This is a genomic window from Methylobacterium sp. 092160098-2 (genome assembly GCF_028920805.1).
GTDB classification, from domain to species: Bacteria; Pseudomonadota; Alphaproteobacteria; order Rhizobiales; family Beijerinckiaceae; genus Methylobacterium; species Methylobacterium fujisawaense.
The window spans coordinates 377822-391057 of the sequence record NZ_JAQPZJ010000002.1 but is presented as its reverse complement, the minus strand read 5'-3'; the positions used below and the strand labels follow the sequence as shown (position 1 = coordinate 391057).

Below are 13236 nucleotides of genomic sequence, written 5' to 3'. Positions count from 1 at the left end.
ACCCGAGATGACCGTCTACGTCGACGAAGCGATCCATCCCTGGCGCGGCCGGCTATGGGCGCATCTGTTCTCCACCGATCTCGACGAGCTGCACGCGTTCGCGGGACGCCTCGGCTTGCACCGGGGCTGGTTCCAAAGCCCGCCCAAGGCCTCCTGGCCGCACTACGACGTGATCGAGGGCAGGCGTTTCCAGGCGCTCCGTCTGGGCGCGGTGGCGGCCGACCGCTGCACGACGCTTGAGGTCGCCTGGAGCCTGCAGGGGGCGCTCACGCCGGACCGGATCGCGCGTCTGGCCGCCCGTCGTGCCGCCCTCGCGGTCCAAGGGCCGCCCGCCGAACGGCCGGTCGAGGTCGCCGGGCAGATGGCGCTTCCCGGCTTTTGAGAGGGCGAGGCGCCGTTTCGGGCGGTTTTACCCTGGAAACCGGTCACGAACCGGCCGGAGCGTTGCGTCCGGGGTTGCCCGAGTCCGGGTCGATGCTATCTCGGAGACCCCGTTCGAAGGTACGGGACGCGAAGACCGCAACCGAAGCAGGAACGAAGCAATGGCGAAATCACCCGCTGCAGCCAAGGCCGAAGCCCCGAAGACCGCGGCCGCCAAGCCGAATGCCCTCCAGCAGCCGCTGAAGCCCTCCGCCGAACTCGGCGCCATCGTCGGGACCAGCCCGCTGCCGCGCGGCGAGGTGGTGAGCAAGGTTTGGGACTACATCAAGAAGAACAACCTGCAGAACCCCGAAAACAAGCGCGAAATCCTCGCCGACGACAAGCTCAAGAAGGTGTTCGGCAAGGACAAGTGCACGATGTTCGAGATGAACAAGCATCTTGCAGCCCACCTGAAGGGCTGAAGCACGGTGCCTCGGCGGACTCGACCTCTGGTCGGGTCCGCGATCTGATCGAAAGTTTTGACGGACAGGCGGCGTCGAGGCTACCTTATCCAAGAACCTGCTGGACAATCCCTGCCGCCGTATGCGTCCGCACAGTTGTTCCACCCTTGAACCACGCCCATCGGGAGGATGAGCACGCCGTGCGGCGGCGAGGCCATCCGGTTGGGGCAGAGCAGCGCCCTGATATGCCCTGCGTTCGGGCCGCTCTGGACGTACTGATTGCAGGTGCCGCTCGCCCCCTGCGACCCCGTCGTCATCCAACTGATCGGACCGTCGTTCACGCTCGCCGGGGGTGCGGGCGGATCGCAGTCCTCCGCGCCTGCGGGGATCGACGAACCCGGGAAGAGTGCCAGGACCAGCATCGCCGGTCCGAGCCGCCGCGATCGCAGATGTGGGCGGATCATTCTCGGCCCCTCCTACTCCAAACCGTGTCGCCGCGATCGAGCGGGCGGAGGCGCAGCGCAGATCCACGTCGTCGGCCGGAGCGATGCTCGTACGGCCGACGCGCCTTGCGATGCCGTCCGCTACTGACCGCCGCCCTGCGAGTATTCGTTGATCGGGCCGCCCCTGTTCTCGCACGGCGGATAGGCGTCGGCGTCGAGCGGCACGAACATGCGGTCTCCGTCGAAGGACAGGGCGACCTTCCGCCAAGTGAAGCTCATGGTGCCGCCGCTGCCCTGCATCTCGGATCCCTCGCCCGCCGGACCCTGGAAGTTCTGCTGGGCGTACCATTTGAACTGGCAGTCATCGATCGGCGGGAGGCAGCTCATGTCGGCGGCGGAGGCCGTCGTCGCCTGGGCGATCAGGCCCACGGCCATCGCCAGAGCCGCGCAGGTGGCCAAGGAACGCTGGTGCCGCATCTTCCGTACTCCGGTTGCCGGGCCTCAGGCGCGGCGACCGGCGATGGCCCATTTCGGATGGGCCACGTCGGACGCGTACGCAGGGGACGTCATGCGACCTGAAGCGTAGCAGAACGCTTTTGCCCTTCAAGGGCGGGGTCTGGAAGGAATGGAGGCGTCGTCGCGCCTATCATCGGGCATGAGGCCGGGCAGGGCGACGAAGGAACCGTGCAGCCATTCGTCAACCAGGGTGAGAGCCCGATGTTGACGGCATGGTCCTCCGGTCCGATGCTGCGTTCGAGAGGACCATCATGAGCACGCAGCCGCAGACCAGAAGCGACGAGCAGAACCGCGCCCTCCTGGCGAGGCTCCGGCCGGAACACGACAACCTCAAGCGCGCCCAGATCAGGGCCGAGACCGAAGCCGAGCGCGCCGCGGCCGAGCAGGAGCGCATCGAGGCTGAAGTCCTGGCGAGATACGGCACCGTCGACGTGGACGAACTGCAGGCCCGCATCGAGGCGGGCTGGCAGCGCAATTCCGAATCCGTCGATGCCTACCAGTCCAATCTGGAGCGCGTCCGTCAGGCGGCGGCGCGGATAGATGCCGAGGACCGCGCGATCGAGGCCATCCTCAAGCAGCCGAACGTCCGCATCGCCGATCTCGGGCGCCTCCTCGACGAGCGCATCGGCGCCGTCGCTGCCGTGGTCGACGAATTCGCCGGAGCCGCCTGAGCCATGTACGCCTCGTCGGATCCGGGCGGTCTCGCGGAACTGCTGAGAAGCTGCTCGCGCCTGTGCGCACGGCGCGACGAGCTCATGCGCCAGGAGGCCGAGACCGTCCGCGACGTCGGCCTCGCCAAGGGGCGGCAGCAGCTGCGTCCAGCCATCGAGTCGTTCGTGGAGCAGCTGCAGGCCGATGCGCACAGGCGCAACGTGGGCAGCTACGAGACCCTGCTGTCGCTGATCGCGAAGGAGGTGATCCCCACGGCGGGGGCGATCGGCCTCGATCTCTCGGTCAAGCGATCCCTGCCCGCGCTCGACATCTTCGTGCGGAAGGCCGGGGGCGGCCGCTCCGACATCTTCGAGGACCAGGGCGGCGCCCTGACGAACGCGGTCTCGACCGGATTGCGCCTGATCGCGTCGGTCAAGTCGGGACGCCGCAAGCTGGTGGTCCTCGACGAGACCGACTGTTGGATCAAGCCGGACCGGGTGCGCAGCTACCTGAAGGTCGTCCACGAGACCTCGTCCGAGCTCGCCCTGCAGACGATCCTGATCTCCCACCACGACCCGGCCTACCTGCCGGAGGGCGTGAGGCTCTCGCGCGTGGAGGGCATACCGGAATCCGAGGAGGGCGTCCGGATCGAGAACGATCCCCGCCGACATGCGTGGCAGGACGACGAGCCCGGCATGCGGTTCATCCGCATGCGCAACGTGCAGTCCCACGCCGAGGCCGTCCTCCATCTCTGCCCGGGCGTCACCGCGGTCTGCGGCGACAACAACCTCGGCAAGAGCATCGTGAACCGTGCGCTGCGCGCCGCCTTCCACGGAGAGGGCAGGGAGGGTCTGGTGCGGGACCGCGGCGGAGCCCAGGAGGCGGTCGTCGAGATCGGCCTGGAGCGCGGTCGCACCCTCCGCTACGTGCGACGCCTCAAGGGAAACCCGATCCAGTCCTGGACGCTGCTGGAAGCCGACGGGTCCGTGCACGACGGATGCGACGGCGGCGGTCGCGACGTGCCCGCCTGGGTCGCCGAGAAGATCGGCATCGCCGACGACGACCATCACTTCCAGCGCCAGAAGCTTCCGACCTTCCTCTTGGACCGCAGCCCGGCCGAGCGTGCCTCCGTGCTCTCGATCGGCCGCGAGAGCGAACTGATCCGGGTCATGCAGGATCTGCACAAGGGGGACGTGACGGAGGATTCCCGAACGGTGCGCGAGGGCGAGAAGTCCATCGCGGCGCTTCGGGAACGGATCGCCCGCCTCTCGGGCGTGGACGACATGGCCGGCGAGGCGGAGCGGTTGCGCGCCGCCTCCGAGGCGCTCCGCGCGGACGCCGAGGGGCTGCGCTCGGCCGAGAACGATCTCGCGGCGCTGATCGCCGCCCGGGCCCGCGCGACCGCTCGGCGTTCGGCCCTGGACGTCCTGGCACGCACGCCGGACGCTTCCGTACCCGAAGCGATCGCCGCCGACATGGACGAGATCGCCGCCTGCGGGCGTCACGCGGCGGCCCTGGCCGGGATGAGGGCGCGCGGCGAGGTCGCCCGGGCGCGCGTGCAGCTTCTCGCCAAGCTTCCGGCGGAGGCGCCCCAGATGGAGGATGGCGGCGAGTGTGAAGCCCTCGTCCGTTCGATGCTGACGGCGAGGGTGCGCGCCTACGTGGCCTCGGTCGGCTCCTGGGTTCGGAGCGGCATTCCCGAGCCGGCCGAGATCGCCGGGGATGCGGAAGTCGAGGCCGACGTGGCACGTCTCGTCCAGGCCCGCGCAGCCGCGGCGGCCGGCAAGGCCGCCATGGAGGACGTGCGCACCCGCCTCGAGGCGAACGCGCAGGCCTGCTCCAAGGCCATCGAAGCCCTTGGCGGTCTGTGCCCGACCTGCGGCAACGGTCTGGGGGACGCCTCGCACTTCCTGGCGCACGAGGTCGAGGCCGCAGCATGACGTTGCCCGCATCCGAGCTCGGACCCGGATTCCTCCTGCCGTTGGTCGTCGATGCGCAGGGCCTGCTGTTCATCGGCGATCCGCACCTGGGATCGATCAAGCCGGGGCGCCGGCGCGACGTCGACTTCGGGGCCACGGTCCTCGACGCGATCTCGCAGGCCATCGCGCTGGCGAACGGTCGACGTCTCGTTCCCGTATTCCCGGGCGACATCTTCGATCGGCCCTACGAGGAGGACGAACGCCTGAAGACGCGGCTCACGCGGATCCTGGCGGGCTGCTGGACGCGGCCGATCGTCAACACGGGCAACCACGACAAGGCGAACGATCTCCTCGAGGACTGCGACAGCCTCGCCCTGCTGGCCGCGGGCGGCACCATCACGGTGGTGCGCATCGGCGGCCCCGTCGGGATCTTCCGGATCGGCGAACTGACGGTGGGTCTGGGCGCGACGCCCTACGGCCAAGTGATCCCCCGCGACGTCTCCGGCCTGTTCGATGGCGTCGACACGGTCGTCTGGGTCACGCATCACGACCTGGCGCTGGAAGGGAGCTACCCGGGCGCACTCGACCCCCACCCGATCGAAGGCTGCGCGATCGTGGTGAACGGCCACATGCACCTTCGCAAGCCGCTGGTGACCTGCGGCGCGACGGTCTGGTTCAATCCCGGGAACATCACCCAGACGGCGGTCGACGCCCTCGACCACGTCCCGTCCGTCTTCGAGCTCACCTCCGACTGCGAGATCGTCGCCCACCGGCTCGACCTGCCGACCGGCACCGACGCCTTCGATCTGACGGGCCTCCAGGTCGCCCCCGTGAAGGCAGGCGTCGCGCCGGGCGAGGCGCCGCGGAGCATCCTGGTCGAGCCGCAGACGCCGAGCGCCTTCGTCGAGCTCCTCAAGTCGCAGGACGCTCTCGACCTGGGGCGTTCGGGCGACGGCTCGCTGCTGCGCGAGGCCATCGACGCACGGTTCGAGGCCGATGCGACGCCGCCCGACGTCCGGGCGGCGATACTCGCCCTCTGGGCGAGGGCGTCGGAGCAGATCGGCGACGGGGCGGCCAGACGCTAGCGGCTGCCGCTCAGGGGCGGGGAGCCGAAGCGTCCTGCATCCGGGCGGCGCGTTCGTCCGCGGCGGCGGCCCGCTCCTCCAGACCGTCGACGATCGAGACCATGATCGCGTCGCTGCGGGCCGCGGCGGCCGAAGCCATGTCGGCCTTGGCCAAGGTCGTGCATGCCCATGCGGCGAAGGCCGACCGGATCTGCTCCGGGTAGGTCCGGTGCACGAGCGCGAGAATGTCGTCGGCGGCCTGCTGGGCGAGATCGTGCTTCGGACTCACGGCGTCCCAGCCGCCCGCCGACCGGCGAGCGGAGAGCGAAAACTCCAGCGGACCGTTCGACCCGCGCCCGACGAGCAGCACGCTTGGAACGGCATCGATGCGCACCACCGGACCGGTCTCGATGTGGACCGTCACCGGCCCGTAGGCGGTCTCCAGCACGCCGGCGAAGCCGAACGCCGCATGCCGCGGCTCCAGGCGGGCCGCCTCGGCCGGATCGAGCATGCGCGCGGCGAGATGCCTGACGTGGCTGCGCGCCCGCTCGTGATCCAACGCCAGTTCCGGTCTCGGGCGCAGGGCGTGCCGCTCCCGCATCTCGGCGGCCTCCCTACGTAGCTGGGTGGCCCCGAGGTCCAGCACATCGCGATCGTTCTCGGCCAGGACGTCCAAGGCCCGATCCACGATGCCCCGCAGCACGGGATGGTCGGCGACCTCGGGCTGCCGCGTGCCTGCCGCTCCGGATCCGGCAAGCCACCAGTCGTGCCTGCCTTCGAACAGCTGCGGCTGCCACGCGCCGTCCACCTCCGGCCGCTCCAGGTCGAGGAGGTGCATGCCCTCGAGTTCGCGTCGCGCCGGCTGCGGAGCCGGGACGTGGAACAGGAGCGTGGCCTCGGTCGGCGATCGGACCATGAGCCACGGCGCATCGCCGCGGTCCGCCGGAACCGCGAAATGGCCTTCGAACCAGGGACCTTCCAACGACCGCCTTCTCGACATGACGCTCTCCTCGTTGCTTCAGGAGTACCGCTGCGGCCCGAAAGGCGCCACCCGTAGGTTCCGGCGTGCCTCGTTCCTTGGAGAAGGGCATGCGCATCGATGCTCCGGGGCGGCAGGCCTCCGGATCGTGGAAGCGCCGCCTCCGCCCGGACCGTGCGGGCCCCATGGTCAGCCATTGAAGGCGAATGTCGTTCTGCTACCCTTCCCGGTGCAGGCCGCTCCTTCCACTGCGGCCCGGTACGCGTCGTTCCTATCGATCGCCGACGTTGCACGACGGAGCCGGGGTGCCGATCATCCGGCGCGACGCCGTCTTCCGATGGCACCGCCGCTTGGGACCGGTGCGACGCCGCGTGCCGCCGCGATGCGAAAGAAATCGGTCTGAAGGGCGGGAGATTGCGATGAAGCGGATCATGCGACAGTGCCGAGCCACCCCTTTGCTGCTCGGTCTCCTCGGAGTTCTCGCCACTGTCCCGGCAATGGCGGACGACTGCGATCCGCCGCCCCAGCCGTCGGGGTGCGTCTCCTACTACGGAAGCGTCGAGAACCGGTACATCCCCTGCCTCTATACGGACCAGAACGCCTGGGACAAATACGTCGCCGGAGGCGGTGTAGTGAACCCCAAGAGCTACTACCCTGGCCAGATCATCATGGGGCCCTGGCAGCGGTAGGGGCGTCGGCGTCCCGGTGGCCATCCGACGGACGCAGATACGAAGCGACTAGACGTCATTGAGGTCGATGCGTTGCCTGCGTCCGCACCTTCGAAGGTACGGGCGCCGAACGGACCTGCCCGGTCGTTCCTTCTTGACGGTGGTCCGTTTCCGCCCGAACCTCGTCGGGTTCAAGGAACGGATCCGTCATGGCGCGCCACCTATTCTCCATCGCCGGCTTGGCGGCGATCCTCTCGGTCGGTCCGGCGATGGCCGAGACGCCTGGCGGAGAGGCCCCGGCCCAATCCCCCCACGTCGCGGGATCCTCAACGACCCCGGCGCCGAAGCCGCGTCGACCACCCGCGCCGAAGCGCGCGCCGGTGCCGGGCGAAGCGGCAGCCGCCCACCAGGCCGCCGTAGTCCCTGCGGCGGCCCAGAGCCGACCCGGTCCTCAAGGCTCCCCGTCCGGGATCCTGGCCGCCCTCGGTCCGGATCTCGGTTCGTCGGTCGGCATACCGAAGACGATCTTCGTCCAGCGCTTCGTCGCCGAGAGCCTCAACCGCTTCGATCGAGAGAATCGCCAGTCCCTCACCCTCGAGCAACTCAACCAGAACGTCTCCGCCAGGGAGAAGACCGTCCGGGAGGGAGCTCTGCGCTGGTGGGTGGAATCCGATCGGACCCGTTCCGGTCGGGTCGGTCTCGACGACGCGAAGGCTGCGGCCGTCGACCAGTTCCGCAAGCTTACCGGACTACTTCCCGACCAGACCGAGACGAGGCAGCAGTCCAGCATCCGCGAGGGCTTCGAGCGCGGATCGGCGCAGCAGCTCGCCCGCTACGACGTCGACGGCGACGGCTTCGTCACGAAGGCGGAGGTCGAGCGCCGGATCGGCGAGGAGATCGAGAGGATCGAGCGTTCGGCCCGTATCGCTCGCGTGCTGGTCGAGGACGGCACGCACGGCCGCAGGGGCTTCCTGGACAAGGAGAAGGCCACGCTGCTGCTGTCGGGGGCGTTCGAGGCCCTCGACGCCAACCACGACGGCATGCTCGGCCAGGACGAGATCCCGGGCGGTCGGAGGAAGCCGGAGACGGCGAGCGCGGAAGCCGCCGCGAAGCCGTCGAAGATCGTCCCGCCGGCGAAGAAGGTCGAGGATCCCCGCGCTCCCGCGAAGGTCGCGGCACCGGCGGTCCGCGTCCTGCCGAAGGCCCCGGCCGCGGTGACGCCGGGAGCGACGCCCAAGTCCGCCACGCCGGCACCGATCGCGGAATCCCGGCCTGCGGTCGCGGCCGGCGAGCAGGCCGCCCCGGGCAAACCCGTCGCCAAGGTGCGTCCGCCGATCCGCCCCAAGCCCGTCCCCCGCACGCCGGCTGCGGCTCCCGCCCATGAAGCGGGTCTCTTCGCGCAACCTCTTCCCACCGTGCGCGACTACCCGGTCCGGCGCGCCGCGCAGCCGCGCCCCGCCGAAGCCTCGGCTCAACCTCAGTAGGCGGCCCGCATTCCGGGAGCGTCCTCGTCGGGCTCATCCCGGGGTGCCGTGATGGCGGCGCGGACCGCGTCGCGAGGCATGTCGCTGAGGATGGTGCCGTTCGCCTGGACGACGGCTAGAAGGTCGCTCCTGGCGCCGTCCGCCTCGACCCGGTAGAGGAGCCTTGCCCCGCTCCCCTTCAGGACCAGTCCCTCGGGAAGCTCCCCCGGAGCGTAGTCGAGCATGGGGTCCGAGCCTGCGAACTCGCGCAACGCACGGATCCTCTCGATCCGTGCGCCGCGGTCCGCGAAGTCCAGGTTCGCCGAATGGCCGTCGGCGAGCTCGGGGTCGTTCTCCAGCCTCAGCCGCACGAACACGCGCAGATATCCGGGATCGAAGGAACGGCGACCGAAGCCGGGCGACGGCACGTCGGCGATCATCGTGGTCAGGGCATCCTCCGGCCGCATGGGATCCTTGTAGGGCCGCTTCGCGGTCAGGGCCTCGTAGACGTCGGCGATCTGCACGACGCGGGCACCCACTGGAATCTCCTCGCCCTTGAGCCCGTTGTAGCCGAACCCGTCGTAGCGCTCGTGGTGGTACTTCGCGATCTCCGCGAACAGCGGAGGAGCGCCGTCGACCGAGAGCAGGGCGTAGCCGTAGGCGGCATGGAGCTTCATCTCGGCGGCCTCCGCCGGTGTCAGGCGACCCGGCTTGTAGAGGATGGCGTCGTCGACCGACAGCTTGCCGATGTCGTGAAGCCTCGCTGCCTCGTGGATGTCGTAGGCGGTCTCGTGATCGAACCGGAGAGCCGAAGCGAGATCCCAAGCGTAGAGCGCCACCGCATAGGCGTGCTCGGCCACCTCGGGGCGCCGGGCGGCCTCCTGACGGGAATAGTACGCGTGACGGTGCAGCCATCCGGGTAGCTGGGCGGCCGCGTCGATGAGCGCCTGAACTCCCGGATGGCGGATCTCGGTCGTCACGTGCATTCCTTTCCGATTTCCCGGAATGAAGGAGCAGGACGGCGAAAGTCGCAAGTCTCGGATCCATCGGGCACCTTTGCAGCGTCCCGGTTCGAAGGTCCGGGCCGAGGCGAGCGTTCCGCGAAACATTCTGCTACGCTCCCGAGCGGTCGTCCGCGCTATCTGAGGATGGGACCATGAAGCTGCTCAATCTGATGGCCGCAGCCATCGTCGTCGGAGGCGGCCTCGTCGCGTCCGCTCCTTCCTTCGCCCTCTGTTCGGTTCCGGGAACTCCGACGGCCGGCGGCGATCCGACCCCGGGCGATCCGGAGACGGGCCAGCCGGGCACGCCCGTGGCCGAGACGCCGCCCCCGCCTCCGCCCCCGCCGCACCGCATTCCCGTGGCCGTGCCGACGTACGCACCCTGGACCGCGACCCAGGGCCCGGGCTCGAACGAGGTCGGCAGCAGCAACGGGTCCAACAGCTACAACAACCCGTACAACACGCTCGCGCCGAGCGCCCGCGCCGCGGTGGGCGAGGCCGACTGGTGCCGCCGCAACGGACGCTCCCAGGGCAACACGGACGCGTGCCTGAAGGCCGTCGGGGGCCGGTGAACGTCCCGTCCACCCTGGCGGCGCACGGCAGGCTGCCGCCAGGGTCGGAGACGGCCCGGGCACTTGTCGCCGGGCTCTGCTAACCTCCGAGGCGCCATCCCGCGCGTAAGGAATGGATCCATGATCGGATTGAAAGGAAGATCGTTCGCGATCGCCGTGCTCGGCGGTCTGCTGGCCGTCACGCAGGCGAGCGCCCAGCTCGTGCCGACACCGGGTGCGGACGGCGTGGTCCACAAGTCCAGGCACGCCAACCCGCCGGAGTGCCTCACCCCCACCGCGGCGGCCCCGGCTCCGACCCCGACCGCCAGTGCCGAGCCGAGCCCGGAACCGACCCCGATCGCCACCCCGATGCCGACGCCCGCGCCGGCCCCGGTGCCGAACCGCATCGCCGTCGCCGTGCCGACCTACTCGCCATGGACCGCCAGCATCGGACCCGCCTCGAACGCGGTCGAGAACGGCACCATGTCCGGCGGCATCGGAGCGCGCGGAGCCCTCGTGGCGGTCAGCGCCCGGGCCGGAGCGGATGGCAGCTCCTATTGCCGTCGCGACGGGCGCTCCAAGGCGATGATCGACGCCTGCCTGAAGAACTTCTCCAACCGTTGACCCGAAGGCGGTCCGTCGCGAGGCCCGGCACGCTTGTGCCGGGCCTTTCTCTTGCGGAACGGAACGACGGCACGCCGTTCCTCGGGACCGGATCCGATTCCGATACGCGCCGGCGCGTCATCGACGATGCGCACCCGAGGAACGCCCCCGGAAACGTGAACCTTGTTCCTTCGAGCGGCCCCTTCGCGGGTGGTTGGGCACGAGCATTCCTTTCCGGGATCTGCTAAGCTCCCGCGTACGTTCCTTCCAGGTGTCCCAGGCCATGAATCCGTTCATGGAGCGGAGCAGCCGCGTTGCTCCGCTCGTCGTCGCGGCGGCTGCCCGGTCGTTTCGTGCCATGTGACGAGCCGATTCCGCTAGCCGGGTCGGCGGTCCGTCGCGCCTTCCAAACCTAGACCGAACCCAACCGAAGCCGATCGGTCGATCCTGCTCGCCCTGCATGGCGGGAGGGATCCTCCGCGCGGACACGGGCGCGCCTCGAGCGGCGCCGCTCGATCGACACTCTTTGGAGACGAACCTTGCCCGGCATCCTTCTCGACTCGGCCGTGTCCTTCGGCCTGAGCTACTTCGTTGCGGCCGCGTCCCCGGGGCCCAACTTCGTCGTCGTGAGCCGGGCGGGTCTCTCCGCCTCGCGCATCGCGGCCTTCAAGACGACCGCCGGCGTCGTCCTCGGCGCTTCCGTCCTGACCGTCGTTGCTGCGACGTGCGCACATTGGCTGCCCAGGGACGGGGTCGTCATCGCGGTCACCGAGTTGATCTTCGCGACGCTGCTGCTGCGGTGGTCGTTCCACTCGCTCGCGCGCACCTTGAGCGACACCCCGGCATCGGCGGATCCGGCCGACGATCAGCGCCATCTCCGGAAGGGCTTCCTGACGGCCGCGTCCAATCCGTTCACCGCCATGTTCCTGGCGACCGCGGTCGACGGGAACCTCAGCACGATCGACGCGGTCGGCATCGTCTTCGTCGTCGCGACGCTCTGGTTCGGCCTGATCGGCGTCGTGTGCCGGCAGCCGGTGATGCACGTCGCCTACGCGCGGTTCCGGCGGCAGATCGAGGCGATGTTCGGCGTCGTGTTCCTGGTCATGGCGGCCAAGACGCTGCTGCGCCTGACCGGAATGGCGTAGCCCCCCATCGCGAAGCCGCGCCGGCCGGTCGTCGCTTCAGGCGGCCGGCCGCTCCGGCAGGCCCGCGAGCCGCCGCTCCCGGCCGATCTCGTCGAGGAGATTGCCGAGGCGCTCGACCTCGTCGATGGCGCCTTCGGCGACGGCCTGGTCGTGGGCGACCACGATCTCCCCGATCTCGGCAGCCGACATGGCCGTCAGGCGTGCCGCCCGGTCCCGGCGATCCACGACGGGCAATTGCACGACGTCCCCCATCTGCTCCCTCCTCATATGCGCATCAGATCCGGCGCGACAAAGAAGACGACTGCCGCTCCGCCGGCGGTCACCGCGTCGCACGCGAACTGCAGACCCTGGTCGTTCCGTATATCGCGGCCCCGCCCGATGCCGACCAGAAACACGATCCCGAAGAGCATCGCGGCCTGAAGGTCCGCCACCGCGAAATCGGCTCCCGCGAGGCCGAGGCCGACCGCACGTCCGACGCAGGCCGCGAACGCGGAGGTCGCCGCCGACGCGGCACTCTCCGACACCATGCGCTTCGCGAAGGCTTCCATGCGCTCCAGCACTCCAGCGGCTCCCATACCCATCCTGCATCGCCCGAATGAAGGAATAGTTGCGCGGACGCCGTCATGTTGACGGATCATTCCTTCGATGCGCAATTGAAACAACAGCGAAGGAGCGCAGACGCCATGTCACAGCCGAAGTACCACGGTTCGGTAGCATCCAAGAAGGGTAGCCTCGTCTTCTCGTCGGCCGGCCAGAGCGGCGAGCTCTCCGGGCCGCGGATGATCGCCGTTGCCGAGGCGCTCGAAGGCCTCCTCGACCTGGGCGGCCGGGAGATCCACTGGTACGCATGCGAGGATTTCCGCAAGCTCGGCCCTTCGGACGGACGCGTCGCGCTGCTGAATCCCCGGATGGCCGACCTGCCTCAGGACGCGGTGCATCTCGCCTTGAACGTGGACCGCAAGGCCTTGAAGGCGTCGTTCGACGCCCTGGTGTGCGCCGTCGAGATCGCCGGACGCTTCGTCGCTTTCGCCACCGGTCTCGGCGATGCCGTCCAGCGGGCCGCCCTGGCCTGGGTCCCCGCCTCCGCGGCCATCGCGACGTCGCACCCCGAGCTCGCGACCAGGACCATCGCCCGCGGATCCGCGAAGGGTCAGAAGGGCGACGTGCCCTTCGCCCATGCCTACACGGCTACCGCCCTGCAGCAGGAGTTCTCGCTGACGGCGATCGTCGCCGGCATGGCCCTTTCTCCGGACAAGGGCATGAAGCGCATCGTGGCGGATTTCGAAGCGATGCGTCTGACGTTCGAAGCCGCCCCGCTGACGCTGCCGACCTCCCCGGAGCGTCTCGCCGCCCGCGTCCGCGAGGCTGCGGCCGGCCTCGCGGCGGCACCCGTCGATCTGGCGGCCTGACGT

Annotated in this window: 16 protein-coding genes; 11 read left to right on the top strand and 5 right to left on the bottom strand. The window is 69.6% G+C overall.

Going from position 1 to position 13236, the window contains the following annotated elements; translation table 11 throughout:
* Window positions 1-7: 7 nt before the first annotated feature.
* Window positions 8-382 (top strand): DUF4031 domain-containing protein, encoded by a 375-nt coding sequence (locus PQI07_RS27205; protein WP_274928155.1) that lies wholly within the window; start codon window positions 8-10, stop codon window positions 380-382.
* A gap of 160 nt (window positions 383-542) precedes the next feature.
* Window positions 543-842, top strand: a complete 300-nt coding sequence (locus PQI07_RS27200) for an SWIB/MDM2 domain-containing protein (RefSeq protein ID WP_274928154.1) — start codon at window positions 543-545, stop codon at window positions 840-842.
* Between the two features lie 563 nt (window positions 843-1405).
* Here the strand turns inward: PQI07_RS27200 and PQI07_RS27195 are convergent.
* Window positions 1406-1741 (bottom strand): hypothetical protein, encoded by a 336-nt coding sequence (locus PQI07_RS27195; RefSeq protein WP_274928153.1) that lies wholly within the window; start codon window positions 1739-1741, stop codon window positions 1406-1408.
* Window positions 1742-2031: 290 nt separating this feature from the next.
* On the opposite strand from PQI07_RS27195, the gene PQI07_RS27190 reads away from it, so the two are divergent.
* Genes PQI07_RS27190 through PQI07_RS27180 form a run of 3 tightly spaced genes read left to right on the top strand, consistent with a single transcriptional unit; the run spans window position 2032 to window position 5435 of the window.
* Window positions 2032-2451, top strand: a complete 420-nt coding sequence (locus tag PQI07_RS27190) for a hypothetical protein (protein WP_274928152.1) — start codon at window positions 2032-2034, stop codon at window positions 2449-2451.
* A gap of 3 nt (window positions 2452-2454) precedes the next feature.
* A complete protein-coding gene (locus tag PQI07_RS27185) occupies window positions 2455-4371 on the top strand; it encodes a hypothetical protein (RefSeq protein WP_274928151.1) in 1917 nt (638 codons plus the stop codon).
* Window positions 4368-5435 carry a hypothetical protein gene (locus PQI07_RS27180; protein WP_274928150.1) on the top strand — a complete coding sequence of 356 codons (1068 nt, stop codon included), beginning with the start codon at window positions 4368-4370 and terminating at the stop codon, window positions 5433-5435. The genes PQI07_RS27185 and PQI07_RS27180 overlap by 4 nt, the downstream gene beginning before the upstream one ends.
* 10 nt (window positions 5436-5445) lie before the next feature.
* Here the strand turns inward: PQI07_RS27180 and PQI07_RS27175 are convergent, their stop codons facing one another.
* The gene (locus PQI07_RS27175; RefSeq protein ID WP_274928149.1) at window positions 5446-6414 is read right to left on the bottom strand and encodes a hypothetical protein; all 969 of its coding nucleotides are present in this window, start codon (window positions 6412-6414) and stop codon (window positions 5446-5448) included.
* 410 nt (window positions 6415-6824) lie between these two features.
* On the opposite strand from PQI07_RS27175, the gene PQI07_RS27170 reads away from it, so the two are divergent.
* Together PQI07_RS27170 and PQI07_RS27165 are read left to right on the top strand one after the other, a co-directional pair.
* Complete coding sequence (locus PQI07_RS27170; RefSeq protein WP_274928148.1) at window positions 6825-7082, top strand: hypothetical protein; 258 nt, start codon at window positions 6825-6827, stop codon at window positions 7080-7082.
* Between the two features lie 188 nt (window positions 7083-7270).
* Complete coding sequence (locus tag PQI07_RS27165; RefSeq protein ID WP_274928147.1) at window positions 7271-8545, top strand: EF-hand domain-containing protein; 1275 nt, start codon at window positions 7271-7273, stop codon at window positions 8543-8545.
* Here PQI07_RS27165 and PQI07_RS27160 read toward each other — a convergent pair.
* Complete coding sequence (locus tag PQI07_RS27160; RefSeq protein ID WP_274928146.1) at window positions 8539-9504, bottom strand: HD-GYP domain-containing protein; 966 nt, start codon at window positions 9502-9504, stop codon at window positions 8539-8541. The genes PQI07_RS27165 and PQI07_RS27160 overlap by 7 nt on opposite strands.
* A 176-nt stretch (window positions 9505-9680) precedes the next feature.
* Here PQI07_RS27160 and PQI07_RS27155 point away from each other — a divergent pair, with 176 nt between their 5' ends.
* From PQI07_RS27155 to PQI07_RS27145, 3 genes are all read left to right on the top strand, one after another.
* Complete coding sequence (locus PQI07_RS27155) at window positions 9681-10097, top strand: hypothetical protein (RefSeq protein ID WP_274928145.1); 417 nt, start codon at window positions 9681-9683, stop codon at window positions 10095-10097.
* Between the two features lie 120 nt (window positions 10098-10217).
* Entirely contained in the window at window positions 10218-10700 is a 483-nt protein-coding gene (locus PQI07_RS27150) for a hypothetical protein (protein WP_274928144.1), read from the top strand.
* 518 nt (window positions 10701-11218) lie between these two features.
* A complete protein-coding gene (locus PQI07_RS27145) occupies window positions 11219-11824 on the top strand; it encodes a LysE family translocator (protein ID WP_274928143.1) in 606 nt (201 codons plus the stop codon).
* Window positions 11825-11860: 36 nt separating this feature from the next.
* Here the strand turns inward: PQI07_RS27145 and PQI07_RS27140 are convergent, their stop codons facing one another.
* A complete protein-coding gene (locus tag PQI07_RS27140; RefSeq protein WP_274928142.1) occupies window positions 11861-12076 on the bottom strand; it encodes a hypothetical protein in 216 nt (71 codons plus the stop codon).
* A gap of 11 nt (window positions 12077-12087) precedes the next feature.
* A complete protein-coding gene (locus tag PQI07_RS27135) occupies window positions 12088-12384 on the bottom strand; it encodes a hypothetical protein (RefSeq protein WP_274928141.1) in 297 nt (98 codons plus the stop codon).
* Window positions 12385-12507: 123 nt separating this feature from the next.
* On the opposite strand from PQI07_RS27135, the gene PQI07_RS27130 reads away from it, so the two are divergent.
* Window positions 12508-13233 (top strand): hypothetical protein, encoded by a 726-nt coding sequence (locus PQI07_RS27130; protein WP_274928140.1) that lies wholly within the window; start codon window positions 12508-12510, stop codon window positions 13231-13233.
* Window positions 13234-13236 lie beyond the last annotated feature (3 nt).

Excerpts from the sequence above, each read along its gene's own strand:
- PQI07_RS27205 (WP_274928155.1), top strand. The coding sequence starts at position 8 with ATGACCGTCTACGTCGACGAAGCGATCCATCCCTGGCGCGGCCGGCTA.
- PQI07_RS27200 (WP_274928154.1), top strand. The coding sequence starts at position 543 with ATGGCGAAATCACCCGCTGCAGCCAAGGCCGAAGCCCCGAAGACCGCG.
- PQI07_RS27195 (WP_274928153.1), bottom strand. The coding sequence starts at position 1,741 with ATGCGGCACCAGCGTTCCTTGGCCACCTGCGCGGCTCTGGCGATGGCC.
- PQI07_RS27190 (WP_274928152.1), top strand. The coding sequence starts at position 2,032 with ATGAGCACGCAGCCGCAGACCAGAAGCGACGAGCAGAACCGCGCCCTC.
- PQI07_RS27185 (WP_274928151.1), top strand. The coding sequence starts at position 2,455 with ATGTACGCCTCGTCGGATCCGGGCGGTCTCGCGGAACTGCTGAGAAGC.
- PQI07_RS27180 (WP_274928150.1), top strand. The coding sequence starts at position 4,368 with ATGACGTTGCCCGCATCCGAGCTCGGACCCGGATTCCTCCTGCCGTTG.
- PQI07_RS27175 (WP_274928149.1), bottom strand. The coding sequence starts at position 6,414 with ATGTCGAGAAGGCGGTCGTTGGAAGGTCCCTGGTTCGAAGGCCATTTC.
- PQI07_RS27170 (WP_274928148.1), top strand. The coding sequence starts at position 6,825 with ATGCGACAGTGCCGAGCCACCCCTTTGCTGCTCGGTCTCCTCGGAGTT.
- PQI07_RS27165 (WP_274928147.1), top strand. The coding sequence starts at position 7,271 with ATGGCGCGCCACCTATTCTCCATCGCCGGCTTGGCGGCGATCCTCTCG.
- PQI07_RS27155 (WP_274928145.1), top strand. The coding sequence starts at position 9,681 with ATGAAGCTGCTCAATCTGATGGCCGCAGCCATCGTCGTCGGAGGCGGC.
- PQI07_RS27150 (WP_274928144.1), top strand. The coding sequence starts at position 10,218 with ATGATCGGATTGAAAGGAAGATCGTTCGCGATCGCCGTGCTCGGCGGT.
- PQI07_RS27140 (WP_274928142.1), bottom strand. The coding sequence starts at position 12,076 with ATGGGGGACGTCGTGCAATTGCCCGTCGTGGATCGCCGGGACCGGGCG.
- PQI07_RS27130 (WP_274928140.1), top strand. The coding sequence starts at position 12,508 with ATGTCACAGCCGAAGTACCACGGTTCGGTAGCATCCAAGAAGGGTAGC.